The sequence below is a fragment of the Pseudomonas sp. UBA5666 genome, from assembly GCF_002420785.1.
Classification (GTDB): domain Bacteria; phylum Pseudomonadota; class Gammaproteobacteria; order Pseudomonadales; family Pseudomonadaceae; genus Aquipseudomonas; species Aquipseudomonas fulva.
In genome coordinates this window covers 114,353-128,826 of sequence record NZ_DIIQ01000035.1, presented here as the reverse complement: position 1 = coordinate 128,826, position 14,474 = coordinate 114,353, and the positions used below count along the sequence as shown (strand labels likewise).

At 58.9% G+C, this 14,474-nt stretch carries 13 protein-coding genes, 4 tRNA genes and 1 pseudogene; 10 read left to right on the top strand and 8 right to left on the bottom strand.

Annotation, left to right across the window (positions count from 1 at the left end; all coding sequences use genetic code 11):
* The first annotated feature begins 219 nt into the window (after positions 1-219).
* Positions 220-774 (top strand): histidine phosphatase family protein, encoded by a 555-nt coding sequence (locus tag B2Y33_RS15750; RefSeq protein WP_027914573.1) that lies wholly within the window; start codon positions 220-222, stop codon positions 772-774.
* Here the strand turns inward: B2Y33_RS15750 and B2Y33_RS15745 are convergent.
* The 4 genes and pseudogenes from B2Y33_RS15745 to B2Y33_RS15735 all read right to left on the bottom strand — a co-directional run bounded on the left by B2Y33_RS15745 (position 756) and on the right by B2Y33_RS15735 (position 4,589).
* The gene (locus B2Y33_RS15745) at positions 756-1,541 is read right to left on the bottom strand and encodes a sulfite exporter TauE/SafE family protein (RefSeq protein WP_197874111.1); all 786 of its coding nucleotides are present in this window, start codon (positions 1,539-1,541) and stop codon (positions 756-758) included. The two genes, B2Y33_RS15750 and B2Y33_RS15745, sit on opposite strands and share 19 nt — an antisense overlap.
* A 142-nt stretch (positions 1,542-1,683) precedes the next feature.
* Positions 1,684-2,424: a methyl-accepting chemotaxis protein gene (locus B2Y33_RS23285; protein ID WP_371259668.1), complete on the bottom strand. Its 741-nt coding sequence runs from the start codon at positions 2,422-2,424 to the stop codon at positions 1,684-1,686.
* Between the two features lie 114 nt (positions 2,425-2,538).
* A pseudogene (locus B2Y33_RS23280) lies at positions 2,539-3,570 on the bottom strand (HAMP domain-containing protein); the annotation flags it as partial.
* Between the two features lie 140 nt (positions 3,571-3,710).
* Complete coding sequence (locus B2Y33_RS15735) at positions 3,711-4,589, bottom strand: LysR family transcriptional regulator (protein ID WP_027914576.1); 879 nt, start codon at positions 4,587-4,589, stop codon at positions 3,711-3,713.
* Positions 4,590-4,688: 99 nt separating this feature from the next.
* Between B2Y33_RS15735 and B2Y33_RS15730 the strand changes: the two genes are divergently transcribed.
* Positions 4,689-5,117 carry a PACE efflux transporter gene (locus tag B2Y33_RS15730; RefSeq protein ID WP_027914577.1) on the top strand — a complete coding sequence of 143 codons (429 nt, stop codon included), beginning with the start codon at positions 4,689-4,691 and terminating at the stop codon, positions 5,115-5,117.
* A gap of 37 nt (positions 5,118-5,154) precedes the next feature.
* On the opposite strand, the gene B2Y33_RS15725 is transcribed toward B2Y33_RS15730, so the two are convergent.
* From B2Y33_RS15725 to folD, 4 genes are all read right to left on the bottom strand, one after another.
* A complete protein-coding gene (locus B2Y33_RS15725) occupies positions 5,155-5,823 on the bottom strand; it encodes a GntR family transcriptional regulator (RefSeq protein ID WP_027914578.1) in 669 nt (222 codons plus the stop codon).
* Positions 5,824-5,838: 15 nt separating this feature from the next.
* Positions 5,839-6,543 (bottom strand): FadR/GntR family transcriptional regulator, encoded by a 705-nt coding sequence (locus B2Y33_RS15720; protein ID WP_027914579.1) that lies wholly within the window; start codon positions 6,541-6,543, stop codon positions 5,839-5,841.
* Positions 6,544-6,587: 44 nt separating this feature from the next.
* A complete protein-coding gene (locus B2Y33_RS15715; RefSeq protein WP_206405365.1) occupies positions 6,588-7,898 on the bottom strand; it encodes a C4-dicarboxylate transporter DctA in 1,311 nt (436 codons plus the stop codon).
* A gap of 610 nt (positions 7,899-8,508) precedes the next feature.
* Positions 8,509-9,366 carry a bifunctional methylenetetrahydrofolate dehydrogenase/methenyltetrahydrofolate cyclohydrolase FolD gene (gene folD, locus B2Y33_RS15710; protein WP_027914581.1) on the bottom strand — a complete coding sequence of 286 codons (858 nt, stop codon included), beginning with the start codon at positions 9,364-9,366 and terminating at the stop codon, positions 8,509-8,511.
* A gap of 270 nt (positions 9,367-9,636) precedes the next feature.
* Between folD and B2Y33_RS15705 the strand changes: the two genes are divergently transcribed.
* From B2Y33_RS15705 to clpX, 8 genes are all read left to right on the top strand, one after another.
* Positions 9,637-9,713, top strand: a tRNA-Arg gene (locus tag B2Y33_RS15705).
* 41 nt (positions 9,714-9,754) lie between these two features.
* Positions 9,755-9,830: transfer RNA gene (locus B2Y33_RS15700), tRNA-His, on the top strand.
* 51 nt (positions 9,831-9,881) lie between these two features.
* Positions 9,882-9,966: transfer RNA gene (locus B2Y33_RS15695), tRNA-Leu, on the top strand.
* A 36-nt stretch (positions 9,967-10,002) separates the two neighbouring features.
* Positions 10,003-10,078 (top strand) — tRNA-His (locus tag B2Y33_RS15690).
* A 324-nt stretch (positions 10,079-10,402) separates the two neighbouring features.
* Positions 10,403-10,702, top strand: a complete 300-nt coding sequence (locus B2Y33_RS15685; RefSeq protein ID WP_027914582.1) for a DUF6388 family protein — start codon at positions 10,403-10,405, stop codon at positions 10,700-10,702.
* Positions 10,703-10,948: 246 nt separating this feature from the next.
* Positions 10,949-12,262, top strand: coding sequence for a trigger factor (gene tig / locus B2Y33_RS15680; RefSeq protein WP_027914583.1), 1,314 nt, complete (start codon positions 10,949-10,951; stop codon positions 12,260-12,262).
* A gap of 90 nt (positions 12,263-12,352) precedes the next feature.
* Positions 12,353-12,994, top strand: a complete 642-nt coding sequence (clpP, locus tag B2Y33_RS15675; RefSeq protein ID WP_023536171.1) for an ATP-dependent Clp endopeptidase proteolytic subunit ClpP — start codon at positions 12,353-12,355, stop codon at positions 12,992-12,994.
* Positions 12,995-13,102: 108 nt separating this feature from the next.
* On the top strand, positions 13,103-14,386 hold the full coding sequence (gene clpX, locus B2Y33_RS15670) for an ATP-dependent Clp protease ATP-binding subunit ClpX (protein ID WP_023536000.1): 1,284 nt from the start codon (positions 13,103-13,105) through the stop codon (positions 14,384-14,386).
* The last annotated feature ends 88 nt before the right edge of the window (positions 14,387-14,474 follow it).

The window sequence follows — 14,474 nt, the reverse complement described above, 5'->3', positions numbered from 1 at the left end:
CGCAAAACCCCTATCTGCGCATGCAGGTAGGGGTTTTGTCTTTGGGCTGTGAAAAATCTCAATGCTGTGTACTCATATGACCGTGCTCAGGACGTTTGACGACAATAAATGCCTTAGGCCAATGAATCACCTTGTGCACGCTAAGCCGATCCTGACGAGGTCATTAGAACAGTCGCCTTCCCTGTTAACCTGTTCATTCCTACACCCGAGGCCTACAAGGTGAAAGCCACTCGCCTTACCCTGATCTGCCATGGATTAACGCTGGCCCAAAAGCGCGGATATTTCCCTGAGCCGGCAGACTCACTGGTGTCCATGCCCCACCGCAGCGTACCGCACGGCGGATCTCAGATCCTCACAGCGCCGGAACAACGCGCTCAGCAAACCGCCCTGGCCTGGGGTGATGCAAAGATTGCGTCAGGATTGGCGGATTGCGACATGGGGCGATGGCAAGGGCTGCCATTGAAGCGCCTACAAGCCGAGCAGCCGTCGGCCTTGGCCGACTGGCTGGAGAACCCCGCGAGCGAGGTACATGGAGGGGAGTCCTTTCAGACGCTTTGCCAACGCATGAGCGCTTGGCTAGGAGATTTTGATTGGCCGGGCGAATGGTCCGCGGTCACTCACCCAATGGTCATGCGTGCAGTATTGGTACAGGTGCTGGGCTGCCCAATGACGGCAGGACAACGTATCGATGTCCTGCCGTTGTCACGCATCGAGTTAAGCTTCAGCGGGCAGTGGCGGTTGCGGATCAACTGCCCTCAGAACGCCAGCTTATAGCCAATCAACAGCAGCATCGTAGCGAGGCATGGGCGCAGCACTCGGTCCGATATGCGCCCAGTCAGATGGCTACCCAGGTAGATACCTGGCAGTGAACCCAGCAGCAGGTAGCCGAGCAATGACCAGTCCATGTTACCCATGCCCGCATGACCCAGCCCAGCCACCAGCGTGAGCGGGACGGCGTGGGCTATCTCGGTACCCACCAAGCGTCGTGTGATCAGAGAAGGGTAGAGCAGGAAGAGCGCGACGGTGCCCAGGGCGCCAGCCCCGATGGAAGTGAGCGTTACCATGACACCCAACACCACCCCGGTCAGAACAGTCAGAGTATTGAGGCTACGATCGCTCAGATGGTAATGGTCACCGGCATGGCGGCTGGCGAATGCCTGCAAACGCGATTTGAACAAGATAGCCAAGGCTGTGAGGATCAATACAACAGCCAGGCCCTGCTTGATAATCGCATTTACCGCCGTGGTGTCGGTGTGAAGCGTACTGAGGAACCACAACGTCAGTGCAGCGGCGGGAACGCTGCCGAAGCTCAGTAGCCCCGTGATCTTCCAGTCGATGTTCTTGTTGCGCGCATGCACCCACACGCCGCTGGCCTTGGTGATCGCCGCATAGAGTAGGTCGGTGCCTACTGCCGTTGCCGGGTTAATCCCGAACCACAGCAGGATTGGCGTCATGAGCGAGCCACCGCCTACACCCGTCATGCCAACAATGAAGCCTACGACCAATCCTGCAATGGTAAAACCGAAAGAACCTACATCCATACGCTACTCGACTGCCCAGCTTTGCCCGTTATCGGATGCAGCCAGCATATAGATTTTTTTATAGCTAAATAGACTTGTTCGTTATTAGGTTATAACTGGGACAACCCTGCTTAAGGAGCTGCCCCCGATACGACCCTGACCGTCAGATTCGGAAGCTACCCACCAGTTGCTTCAATCGGCCGGCTTGCTGGGCCAATTGATCGCAATGGCGCAGCGTTTCATTTAGGTTTTCCACGCCCTGCTGATTCAAGGCATTGATCTGGGTGATATCCAGGTTGAGGCTTTCCACTACGGCAGTCTGTTCTTCGGTGGCAGTGGCCACTGACTGATTCATGCCGTCGATTTCGCCGATGCGCTGAGTGACGCTGGCAAGGCGCTCACCTGCCTGGTTGGCTACCTGGACGGTTTGCTCACTGGAAACCTGGCTGGTATTCATCGTATGCACCGCCTCGCGTGAGCCTACCTGCAGACCAGTGATCATTCGATGAATTTCCTCGGCCGATTCCTGCGTACGGTGGGCAAGGTTTCGCACTTCATCGGCCACAACGGCAAAGCCACGGCCGGCCTCGCCTGCACGAGCGGCTTCGATGGCCGCGTTCAAGGCCAACAAGTTGGTTTGCTGAGAAATGCCCTTGATCACATCAAGGATCTTGCCGATTTCATCGGTGCTGGCGTTCAGGGTTTCGATTTGTGCGCACGATTCGCTGATGCGTTGCGACAGCGAGGTCATGGCGCTGATCGCTTCCTCCACCACGGCACGGCCATCGTGGGCCTGCTCACTGGCGCCGCTCGCATGCTGCGATGCATCAGCTGCGTTACGCGCGATTTCCTGGGTCGCGGCACCCAGTTCATTGATCGCTGCCGCCACGCTGTTGGTGCGCATGCTTTGTTCTTCAGAGCCGTTGATGGACGCATTGGAAGCGCTGACGACTTTTTCAGACAGGTCGTGGACCAGTCGTGTGGCCGACGACACCTCGCTGATGGAGGCATGGATACGCTCGACAAAGCGGTTGAAGGAGGTGGCCAACTCGCCGAACTCATCCTGATGCTGCACCGCCAGCCGGCGGGTCAGGTCACCTTCGCCTTCGGCGATGTCACGCATGGCGCGACCCATGGTGGTCAAGGGGCGCATCAGCACAGGAATCAGCAAGCCAAGCAGGCCTGCGATAGCAGCGACCGCGATGAGCATGGCAATCAGCGCCGAAGTACGGAACTGGCTCAGGGCTACATAAGCCTTGTCCTTGTCGATCGAAAGACCGATGTACCACTTGGCCGAGGGCAGGCCCGCTACCGGCGCAAACGAAATCAAACGTTCCTGGCCATTGAGCACGACGTCCTGCATACCCGGTGCTACGCGCAGATTGGCGCCAGGGTAGATGTCCTTCAGGTTTTTCATGACCTGGTCTTTGTCGGGGCTGACGATCACCTGGCCGTCGCTGTCGGTAAGAAACGCGTGGCCTATGCCGCCAAAGTCGACACTGTTGATGATTTCGACCAGCGTATCGAGGCTGACGTCGCCGCCCACCACGCCCAATAGCTCGCCATTGGACCGACTTTTGACCGGGATGGCTACCGTCACCACCAAGCCACCCACGGCCGCTTGATAGGGTGGGGTCAGCAGGGTCTGGCCGGCATTGGCAGCTGCGCTGTACCAAGGGCGTTTACGTGGATCGTAGTCGGCAGGCATTTGCGCATCCGGGCGCTGCGTGAACACCCCGTTGGCTTGGCCCATGTAGGTGAACAGGAAGTTGCGTGTATAGGAAGGCTGATCCACCAAGCCTGCGAGGGTATCCCCCGTTCCAAGCTGGGCAATGTCTTGCGCAAGGTTTTCCAGCACGAGAATGCGCCCGCTCATCCAGTTCTGCACGCTGCTGGCGGTCAATGCGCCGGATTGTTCGACCGAAGCCTCGATGTTCTGCCGGATCGTATTGCGTTGCAGGTAATCGTTGTACAGCGTGAACAAGGCGAATGCCAATACTACTACGCCGCTGGCGCTGAGCAGAATCTTGTGGCGAAATTTCAGGTTCATGTTTCGAGACCTTGAGCCATTAACGGGAGGGCGCAGCGCGGGTGTGGTGCGCTATCAGCCCTGTCGAAAGGGGTATCGGCGTGGCGGATAAAAGGTTGATACGCCTACGGAAATTTCTCACAGCTTTCGACAAGCGGCGATCACCTCAAGGCCAGCCGCTCGACCAGCATCCTTGCAGCTTTCAGCAACGGTTGCTGCTTGCGCCAGAACACATGCACCGGGAGTTGCAGCTCATTGCGCGTGTTATGGAAGGTCAGACGTTGCAGGCGGCCCGCGTCCAGTAGAGGCGCGACCCTGGACAGCGGCAGATCACCCCAACCCAGGCCTGCCTCGACCATCTGCAGGGCGATATCGAAGCTGTCAGTCGTCCAATGCGTGGCACCAATGACCATGCGCGGATCGCTCAATGGCAGGTCGCGGCTGCGTACCAGGATCTGCCGCACGGCTGTAAGGTCTTCGAGGTTCTGGATTGCACCAGGCCGTGCGGCCGGGTGATGGGGAGCGAGGGTCGCCACCAGAGACTCGACACCCATCAGCTGAAACCCGCGCTGCGGGTCAACTTGAAGCCCTGCAAATGCCACGCACAGGTCTGCCCGACCACTGTCCAGCAAACCCAACGCTTGTTCTTGCGGCGCACTCAGTATCGCTATTTCCAGCAATGGATAACGTTCGCCGACCTCGGCAATGGCAGCTATCAAGGGCCGCTGGTCAACATCTGGAACTACCGCCAACGTGAGGTTGCTCTCCAGGCCTTGGGAAAGCTCTACAGCATGGACTTGCAGCAAACCCAACTGCTCGGCAATCAACCTCGCATGGGGCTCAAGTGCCAGGGCCTGGGCTGTGGGGCGAACCTCGCGAGGTCCGCGCTGGAACAGGTCATAACCCAGCTCGGCCTCCAGGTTGCCAATTGCCATGCTGATTGCCGAGGGCACGCGCTGCAGGCTGCGCGCGGCAGCAGAAAACGAGCCTCTGTCCAGGACGGTGAGAAAGACCTGGATGGTTTCACTGTTAAATGACATACGCTTCTCCTGTCAGCCAGACTGAAAGCTGCTAACTTTTGCTGTCAGATCTAATGACTCACTATACCCGGCCCACGCTATTTGAATGAGGTCGATGCAGTGCAGGGTTTGAAGCGCAAACTGGTTTATGTAACGTTCTATGAGTTGATTGGGTTGTGCATGTCCACCTTGGGCTTGGCCTACCTGTCCGATACCCAGGCCTCTCACACGGGTCCGCTCGCGGTGATGATCACGACCATCGCCATGATCTGGAACCTGATCTACAACACGTTGTTTGAGTATTGGGAAAGCCGGCAAGCCACACGAGGGCGCAGCGTGGCTAGGCGCGTAGTGCACGCAGTAGGGTTTCAGCTGACCCTCGTGATCTACCTGATTCCGCTGATCGCGTGGTGGTTGGACATGAGTCTGGTCGATGCACTGTTGGTGGACATGGCATTCATCGTGCTGGTGCCTTGCTACACCTTCGTCTACAACTGGGCCTTCGACAAACTATTCGGCCTGCCCAGTTCGGCAATGGCTGCAACGTGAGGCGCCGCTGTCAGTAGGCCTTGACGACCAACCCGGCTCAGTCCAGTCGGAGCTTGGTTTCAAGCCGGTCAAGATGCTCGTTCATCAGGGCGAGGGCTGCCTGTGCATCGCCTCGCTCGAGCGCGTCGATCAGCGCTGCATGTTCTTGCCAGGCGCAATGGTCACAGCACGGTGACTCGTAGCGCGCGATGATAAGGGACGTCATGGGCACCAACCCATTGAGAAAGCGCGACAACGGTTCATTGGCAGCCATCTGGGCCAGTTTCAGATGAAACTCCCCACCCAGACGTATAGCGGCGCAGCGTTCGCCTTTTTCATGGTGCATGCGTTCACGCTCGACCAATTGGCGTAGCTGCTTGAGTTGCCCGGGACGGGCGCGCTCGGCGGCCAGGGTAATCAGCGTGGTCTCGGCAAGCCGCCGCGCGCTCAGTACCTGGCGCGCCTGATTAGGATCGGGCGCAGCCAAGTGAGCCGTGTGGCTTGGACGTTGCACCACTACCCGCTGGTCGCTCAAGCGGCCCAACACCCGGCGGATGACCGTGCGGCTCACGCCGAATGCCTGGCCCAGCGCTTGCTCTGGCAGCAAGGTGCCAGGCGGCAGGCGCTGCTCCAGAATGGCATCGAACAACCGTGGGTAGATCTGTTCAGCAGAAAGTCGGGTCTCACCGGCTGCAAGCAGATCGGGCAGGCGATGTGTACCATTCATGGTCGCTCTCCTGGATTATGGGTGCCGATGTTCGTCAGGAACATTGAGCGCAATGCCCATGCGCGAACCCTCGGCAAGAATGTGTTGGCGCATCTGGGCGCTGGCTTGTGTGCTGTTGCGCTCACGGATCGCGCGCACCACGGCTTCATTTTCCTTGAGCCGGGCAGCCAGGTGCTCGGGCGAATTGCGCAGCATGTCGGCGCTTTGTTTCAGGGCATTTCCCGTTTGCTCCACTACGCTCTGGAAGATCGGGTTGGTGGTCAGGGCAAACAGCGCCTGGTGGAAGGCAATGTAGGCGTTCATGCCTGCTTCGCTGTCATCGGCCTCCAAGGCTTCACGCATATCCATCAGGGTCAGCCGTAGCTGGCCGATGTCCTGGCTGTTGGCCGACTGAGCCACCAGTCCGACGATGAAGGGTTCGAGGGTGTAACGCAGCTCCAGCACATCGGCGAGGCTGGCCTGTGCACTGCTAGTGGGCGCCGAAGCCGAGGCAGTTGGCTCGGCATCCAGCACCAGTACACCTTTGCCAGGCAAAGCGCGCACCAGCCCAAGGGTCTCGAGCACGATGACCGCCTCACGCAGGCTCGGGCGGCTGATGCCCAGTTGTTCGGCCAGTTCTCGCTGGCCTGGGAGCATGTCGCCACTGCGCCATTGGCCACGGGCGAGGGCTTGACGCAGCTTTTCCACCACAGCGTTGACGACGGTTGATGAGCTGATCACGTTTCGCTCCTTCAGGGGCCGGCATGCGAGCCGGCCCTTTTCTTTCAGAATTCCTGTTGGTGGGCTGCAGGCTGCTTACGCGGGTTGTGCGCAAAACCAGGCTTGCCGTCGAGCACATTCTGAGCGCGCTCCAGGTCGATGTCTTTTTCCCAGCGGGCGATGGCCACGGTGGCAACGCAATTTCCGATCAGGTTGGTCAGTGCGCGCCCGATCCCCATGAACCAATCCACGGCCAGTACCAACACCAGGCCCACCACCGGGATCGCAGGGACTGCCGTCAGTGTCGCGGCAAGGATCACCAGCGCCGATCCGGGAATCCCATGCGCGCCCTTGGACGTCACCAGTGAAACCAGCAGGATCGTCAGCAGGTCGGTCATCGCCAGGGGCGTACCGGTCGCGTTGGCGATGAAGACGATGGCCAAGGTCAGGTAGATGGAGAAACCATCAAGGTTAAAGGAATAACCGGTGGGAATCACCAGCCCGACCGTCGAGCTGCCGATGCCCAGGTGTTCGAGCTTGCGCATGATTTGCGGGAGCACGGCATCGGAAGAAGCCGTACCCAGAACGATGGTCAGCTCTTCGCGCAAATACTTGATCAGGGGCAGCAGTTTCAGCCCCGACAAGCGCATGACGGTACCCAGCACGATCAGCACGAACCCTGCACACGTCAGGTAGAACAGCGCCACCAAGCCGCCCAGATGCTGCAGCGACTCCAGGCCGTACTTGCTGGTGGTGAAAGCGATGGCGCCGAACACGCCAATGGGCGCCAGGCGCACGATCATGCCCATGATGCGGAAGATCACATGGCTGAGCTCGTTGATCAGCCGTGAAATGCCCGCAGCCGAGTCGCCGACCAGGTTGAGCGCGCTGCCGAACAGTACCGAGAACAACAGTACCTGCAGGATATTGTTGTCGGCGAAGGCGCCTATCACCGAGGTGGGGATCAGGTCCATGAAGAATGCTGTGGCGCCATGGATGTGCTGACCACGTTCGGCCAGGCTGCTGGCGTCAGCGCCGGACAACTGGTCGAGGTGGATATTGGCGCCGCTACCGATACCACTGGTGAATGCGAACACCAGGCCAATGATCAGGGCCAGCGTGGTAAGCACTTCGAAGTAGATGACCGATTTGAGGCCGATGCGACCGATCTTCTTTAGGTCACCGGCACCGGAAATGCCGCTGACCACTACGCAAAAGACGATCAGGCCGATCAACATCTTGATCAGCTTGATGAAACCATCGCCGAGGGGTTTGAGCTGCAAGGAAAGGTCGGGGAAACTCAGGCCGCAAGCAACGCCAAGGGCCAGCCCCAGCACGACTTGAAGGAAGATCGAACGCGAGCACCATTTGAGCATGGGAGTGATCTCAGGTCGGTGTCCTTGCTTCGTTGGCCGCACGGGGCGAATGAGCGCAGGACTTAATTATTGTGGTCTTACCGGTTTGTTCAGCGCCTGGCCATAAAACGCCTAATCGCGGAGCAATGCAAGCAGTTTTGGCCTTACCGGTCTGACCAGTCATGGTGCGCGTAGGCTCTTTATGCTCTATCAATGTGCAGTGAGCGCAAGATCACCAATCCAAGAACCCAGAGCCTAGGCGGCGGGATATAGGCAGCAATAAGCTTGCCAGTGGAGCGCAGCGTTAAGCGCGAGGGACCATGGGATACAGGCCGCGGGTGGCCTAAAGGCCCGAGCGGGCTCAGCATGTATAGCGCAGACGTGTTTCTTGCAAGCCCAATGCGGTAATGAGTTGCTAGATCATTCTGTGCAGTGGGAATTGCCGCGCGTTGGCAGGAAGGGCCAGGAGGAGTTCTGGCGTTGGATGGCAGGGGCAGTGATTAGCGATGACTACATGCGGTGGCAGGACGCCCAGGCTAACCGATAATCGATTTCGCCTGAATCAAAATGGGGCGGCCGATGACCGCCCCTCGCTCACGCAATGACGGCAGGGCCGCCATGCTCGCTCGCCTCAATCGCCGTGAAGCGTCTCGGCCGCATACAAGGTGTTTTCCAACAGGCAGGCGCGGGTCATCGGGCCCACGCCACCCGGTACCGGGGTAATCCAGCCAGCACGGGGGAGGGCGGTTTCGTAGACGACGTCGCCCACCAGCTTGCCATCTTCCTGACGGTTGATGCCGACATCGATGACGATGGCGCCTTCCTTGATCCATTCACCCTTGACCAACCCGGGTTTGCCCGCGGCTACGACCACCAGGTCCGCGCGCCCAACATGTCCTGCCAGGTCCTGGGTGAAGCGGTGGCACACGGTGATCGTACATCCGCTGAGCAACAACTCCAGCGCCATTGGCCGGCCAACGATGTTGGAGGCCCCGACGATCACGGCATTCATGCCGTACAGGTCCTGCCCCGTGCTTTCAAGCAGGGTCATGATGCCTTTGGGTGTGCAGGGGCGCAGCAGCGGAATGCGTTGTGCGAGGCGACCGACGTTGTAGGGGTGGAAGCCGTCCACATCCTTGTCCGGGCGGATGCGCTCGAGCAGCAACGATGCGTCGAGGTGCGCGGGCAGCGGCAGTTGCAGCAGGATGCCGTCAATGGACGGGTCGTCATTGAGACGATCGATCAGTTCAGTAAGTGCTTCTTGCGTGGTGTGACTCGGCAGGTCGAAGGCCTGCGACAGGAAGCCTACCTCTTCGCAATCCTTGCGCTTGTGCGAGACGTAAACCTGGGAGGCAGGGTCGGTGCCGACCAGAATCACTGCCAGGCCCGGCGTGCGCAGGCCCTCCTGGCGCCGCTGCGCGACACGTTGAGCGATTTGCTGGCGCAGCTTGGCGGCAATCGCCTTGCCATCGATTAGTTGTGCAGTCATAGACGCGTGATTAACCATCGGAAGGGAAACAATAAAGAACGCGTATTCTCGCACGACATGGCCGGAGGGCAAAGGCGGGCGGTCGGGCAAATGCCCTAACCCCTTCAATAATTTAAATTTTTTTTAGAAAGTTGTTGACGACCCCAGGGGTCGGCTATAAGATTCGCCGCACTTGTCGGGCACAGCCTAGCACTGGTTGGCGAAGTCGGGCAGAATGAGTCGTTTGGCAGTGAGCTGTCAGTGCCTTGTTCGGTTAGGCTTCATGCTTAAGCGCCCGTAGCTCAGCTGGATAGAGCATCCGCCTTCTAAGCGGATGGTCGCAGGTTCGAGTCCTGCCGGGTGCGCCACTTAGGCAGCTTTGGCAAGCAAGGTGATTGAACGCGTTTTGGTGGGCGTAGCTCAGTTGGTAGAGCGCTGGATTGTGATTCCAGTTGTCGTGGGTTCGATTCCCATCGTCCACCCCATATTCTTCGAAGGCGCCGCGCTGTAACTGGCGCCTTTGTTTTAAGCGTTACGCGGACGTGGTGAAATTGGTAGACACACTGGATTTAGGTTCCAGCGGCGCAAGCTGTAAGAGTTCGAGTCTCTTCGTCCGCACCATGCTTCAGTAAGGCAGTACCGTTACACCGCAATATGGTGGGCGTAGCTCAGTTGGTAGAGCGCTGGATTGTGATTCCAGTTGTCGTGGGTTCGATTCCCATCGTCCACCCCATCTTTATATGAAAGGCGCCTTGATCGTGAGATCGGGCGCCTTTTGTTTTTGGTGCGTCCGGACCCTGAGTGAGTGCGTGGCGTGGCTGATCCTGTGGTAATCAGGGCAGTCATCGCGCTCGACTCGCCCGCTCCCAAGGGGGCTGGCTCGCCACACGGGCGGCTCCGCTGCTGGCCGCACCTTTCAGGTGAACCGCCGACATGAAGCGGGGGATCAGTATTTGTTGCTAGCCGCCCTTGCAATCCGCTGGTGGCATCCCAATAAAAGCTGATAGATTTCAGCCGGTTGAAACCCGGTGAAGCGGGAAGTACCAGGACATAGCCAATGATCGCAAAAGAAGCCCGCCAGGCTGCCGCGCTGCAGCGTTTCGCCGAAGCGAACCCTCACCTGCTCGAAGAGATCCGCGCGCTGGATGCTCGTGAGCAGGCGCAGCAAATTCAGTGGGCGTTCGAGGATGCCGCTGAACAACGAGGCATCCAGCCCTGGGAGCTCGCACTTGAGCTGATCGCTGAAACCCCGGAACAATTGCGGGCCATGCGCTTGGAGACCCACCGAGAGGTGGCCGATGCGCTTGGATTGTCCTGGGAGGAGTACTGCCAGTTCAACGAGATCGAGCTCGAATAAGGGCCGTGCGGTTCAAGGTGTATTTGTTGAGCAAGATGTTGCGGCACGTATTGGCCGGAATGTCGGGCCAGGCTTATTGGAAACAGGTCGCGCGGTGTGCCGTGCGGCCCTTGAAAGTTAATCGACCGGCGTTGTTTCAGGTCGTCCCGAGTGGGGTGACTTCTGCAGCGCGACTCACTAGAATGCTTGCCCTTGATTCTGGAGTCGGGCTAACGCCGGCTAACGTCTGTGCAACGAGGAATATCCATGCAAGTTTCTGTTGAAAACACTTCCGCTCTCGAGCGCCGCATGACCATCGCCGTTCCGGCTGAGCGCGTCGAGAACGAAGTCAACAAGCGTCTGCAGCAGACTGCCAAGCGCGCCAAGGTTGCCGGCTTCCGTCCTGGCAAGGTGCCCATGAGCGTGATCCGTCAGCGCTTCGAGGCCGATGCCCGCCAGGAAGCCTTCGGTGATCTGGTTCAGGCTTCCTTCTACGAAGCCATCGTCGAGCAGAAACTGAACCCTGCCGGCGCGCCGTCCGTAGAGCCCAAGTCGTTCGAAAAAGGCAAGGACCTGGAGTTCGTCGCGGTCTTCGAAGTGTTCCCGGAGTTCACCGTTGCCGGCCTGGAGTCGATCAACGTCGAGCGCCTGAGCGCCGAAGTCGCCGATTCCGATCTGGACAACATGCTGGAAGTGCTGCGCAAGCAGAACACGCGTTTCGAAGTCGTCGAGCGCGCCGCTCAAACCGACGATCAGCTCAACATCGACTTCGTTGGCAAGGTTGACGGTGAAACCTTCGCCGGTGGCTCGGCCAAAGGTACTCAGCTGGTGCTGGGCTCCGGCCGCATGATCCCAGGCTTCGAAGACGGCCTGGTCGGCGCCAAGGCTGGTGAAGAGCGCGTCGTCAACGTGACCTTCCCAGAGGATTACCAGAACCTGGACCTGGCCGGCAAGGCCGCCGAGTTCACCATCACCGTGAACAGCGTGTCGGCCCCTGTGCTGCCTGAGCTGAACGAAGAATTCTTCGCACAGTTCGGCATCAAGGAATCGACCCTGGAAGGCTTCCGCGCCGAAGTTCGCAAGAACATGGAGCGTGAACTGCGCCAGGCCATCAAGACCAAGGTCAAGAACCAGGTCATGGACGGTCTGCTGGCCGCCAACCCGATCGAAGCGCCAAAGGCTCTGCTGGAAAACGAAGTCAACCGTCTGCGCGTGCAGGCTGTTCAGCAGTTCGGTGGCAACATCAAGCCTGAGCAACTGCCGGCCGAGCTGTTCGAAGAGCAAGCCAAGCGCCGTGTTGCGCTGGGCCTGATCGTCGCAGAAGTGGTCAAGCAGTATGACCTCAAGCCAGACGATGCCAAGGTTCGCGAAATGATCGAGGAGATGGCCTCGGCTTACCAGGAGCCTGAGCAAGTCATCGCCTGGTACTACAAGAACGACCAGCAGATGAACGAAGTGCGTTCGGTTGTACTTGAAGAACAAGTTGTGGATACTGTTCTGCAGAAAGCGACTGTGACTGACAAGTCGGTCTCGTATGAAGAGGCCGTCAAGCCAGCCCAGGCACCTGACGAAGCCGAGTAAGCGGTCTTTTCGCAGGAAGCCCCCACAAGCCAGCCTTCGCGCTGGCTTGTGTGTATTCAAGCCATGACTATTTGGGAGTGAGCGCAGGACATGTCCCGCAATTCTTTTATTCAGCAGAGCTCTGACATCCAGGCTGCAGGCGGCCTGGTCCCTATGGTTATCGAGCAGTCCGCCCGTGGCGAGCGCGCCTACGACATCTATTCGCGCCTCCTGAAGGAGCGCGTGATCTTCCTTGTTGGCCCGGTCGAAGACTACATGGCCAACCTCGTCGTCGCACAGATGTTGTTCCTTGAGGCGGAAAACCCGGACAAGGATATCCATCTGTACATCAACTCGCCGGGTGGGTCCGTGACCGCCGGCATGTCGATCTACGACACCATGCAGTTCATCAAGCCGGACGTATCGACCATCTGCATCGGCCAGGCCTGCAGCATGGGTGCGTTCCTGCTCGCCGCCGGTGCCAAGGGCAAGCGTCACTGCCTGCCGAACTCGCGCGTGATGATTCACCAGCCACTGGGCGGGTTCCAGGGCCAGGCTACCGATATCGAGATCCATGCCCAGGAAATCCTGAACATCAAGGCGCGCCTGAACGAGCTTCTGGCCTACCACACCGGCCAGGATCTGGAAACCATCAAGCGCGACACCGAGCGTGACAACTTCATGAGCGCCTCGCGCGCAGCCGAGTACGGCCTGATCGACTCGGTATACGACAAGCGGCAACTGGCTTCCTGAAGCGGGAGGCCAGGGCAGGTAGGCGCATGACGCGCCTGCCTGCGGACTTGAAAAAGCCCGCAATTGCCTTCATCTTGTGTTGCAAGCCTACCGGATTGGATCGATCGAATGACTGACACCCGTAACGGCGAGGACAGCGGCAAATTGCTTTATTGCTCCTTCTGCGGCAAAAGCCAGCACGAAGTGCGCAAACTGATTGCCGGGCCCTCGGTATTTATCTGCGACGAGTGCGTCGACCTGTGCAATGACATCATCCGCGAGGAGGTGCAGGAAGCCCAGGCCGAAAGCAGCGCGCACAAATTGCCTTCGCCGAAAGAAATCAGCGGTATCCTCGACCAGTACGTCATTGGTCAGGAACGCGCGAAAAAGGTGCTTGCCGTGGCGGTTTACAACCACTACAAGCGCTTGAACCAGCGTGACAAGAAGGGTGACGACGTCGAGCTGGGCAAGAGCAACATCCTGCTCATCGGCCCGACGGGCTCGGGTAAGACCTTGCTTGCCGAAACCCTGGCGCGCCTGTTGAACGTACCGTTCACGATCGCGGACGCCACCACCCTGACCGAAGCCGGTTATGTGGGTGAGGACGTCGAGAACATCATTCAGAAGCTGCTGCAGAAGTGCGACTACGATGTGGAAAAAGCCCAGATGGGTATTGTCTACATCGACGAAATCGACAAGATTTCGCGCAAGTCGGACAACCCGTCCATCACCCGTGACGTTTCGGGTGAAGGTGTGCAGCAAGCTTTGCTGAAGCTCATCGAGGGCACTGTTGCTTCCGTCCCTCCACAGGGCGGCCGCAAACACCCGCAGCAGGAATTCCTGCAGGTTGATACCCGCAATATCCTGTTCATCTGTGGTGGCGCGTTCTCCGGCCTTGAAAAGGTCATCCAGAACCGCTCCACCAAAGGTGGCATGGGCTTCGGTGCTGAAGTGCGCAGCAAGGAAGAGGGCAAGAAAGTCGGCGAGTCTCTGCGTGAGGTCGAGCCTGACGACTTGGTCAAGTTTGGCCTGATCCCCGAGTTTGTGGGCCGCTTGCCAGTATTGGCAACGCTTGATGAGCTGGACGAAGCAGCGCTTATCCAGATCTTGACCGAACCCAAGAACGCGCTGACCAAGCAGTACGCCAAGCTGTTCGAGATGGAAAGCGTCGACCTCGAGTTCCGCAGTGATGCGCTCAAGGCCGTTGCTCGCAAAGCGTTGGAGCGCAAGACTGGCGCCCGTGGCCTGCGTTCCATTCTGGAAGGCGTGCTGCTCGACACCATGTACGAGATTCCCTCTGCGAAGGAAGTCAGCAAGGTGGTGATCGATGAAAGCGTCATCGAGGGTACCTCGCAGCCGCTGATGATCTACGAGAACAGCGAGCCGCAAGCCAAGGCCGCGCCTGACGCCTGATTAAGGGGCAGGTCGCCTGACCGTGTAGCACAGAGGGGGCCTTGGGCCCCCTTTTTGCTTTTCCTGCGCCAGCGCTTGTAATTTCGTG

What these genes read in the sequence shown, in the direction of transcription:
- B2Y33_RS15745 (WP_197874111.1), bottom strand. Translation starts at nt 1,541, where the DNA reads ATGGATGTAGGTTCTTTCGGTTTTACCATTGCAGGATTGGTCGTAGGC.
- B2Y33_RS23285 (WP_371259668.1), bottom strand. Translation starts at nt 2,424, where the DNA reads ATGCGCACCAACAGCGTGGCGGCAGCGATCAATGAACTGGGTGCCGCG.
- B2Y33_RS15735 (WP_027914576.1), bottom strand. Translation starts at nt 4,589, where the DNA reads ATGTCATTTAACAGTGAAACCATCCAGGTCTTTCTCACCGTCCTGGAC.
- B2Y33_RS15725 (WP_027914578.1), bottom strand. Translation starts at nt 5,823, where the DNA reads ATGAATGGTACACATCGCCTGCCCGATCTGCTTGCAGCCGGTGAGACC.
- B2Y33_RS15715 (WP_206405365.1), bottom strand. Translation starts at nt 7,898, where the DNA reads ATGCTCAAATGGTGCTCGCGTTCGATCTTCCTTCAAGTCGTGCTGGGG.
- folD (WP_027914581.1), bottom strand. Translation starts at nt 9,366, where the DNA reads ATGACTGCACAACTAATCGATGGCAAGGCGATTGCCGCCAAGCTGCGC.
- B2Y33_RS15685 (WP_027914582.1), top strand. Translation starts at nt 10,403, where the DNA reads ATGATCGCAAAAGAAGCCCGCCAGGCTGCCGCGCTGCAGCGTTTCGCC.
- tig (WP_027914583.1), top strand. Translation starts at nt 10,949, where the DNA reads ATGCAAGTTTCTGTTGAAAACACTTCCGCTCTCGAGCGCCGCATGACC.
- clpP (WP_023536171.1), top strand. Translation starts at nt 12,353, where the DNA reads ATGTCCCGCAATTCTTTTATTCAGCAGAGCTCTGACATCCAGGCTGCA.
- clpX (WP_023536000.1), top strand. Translation starts at nt 13,103, where the DNA reads ATGACTGACACCCGTAACGGCGAGGACAGCGGCAAATTGCTTTATTGC.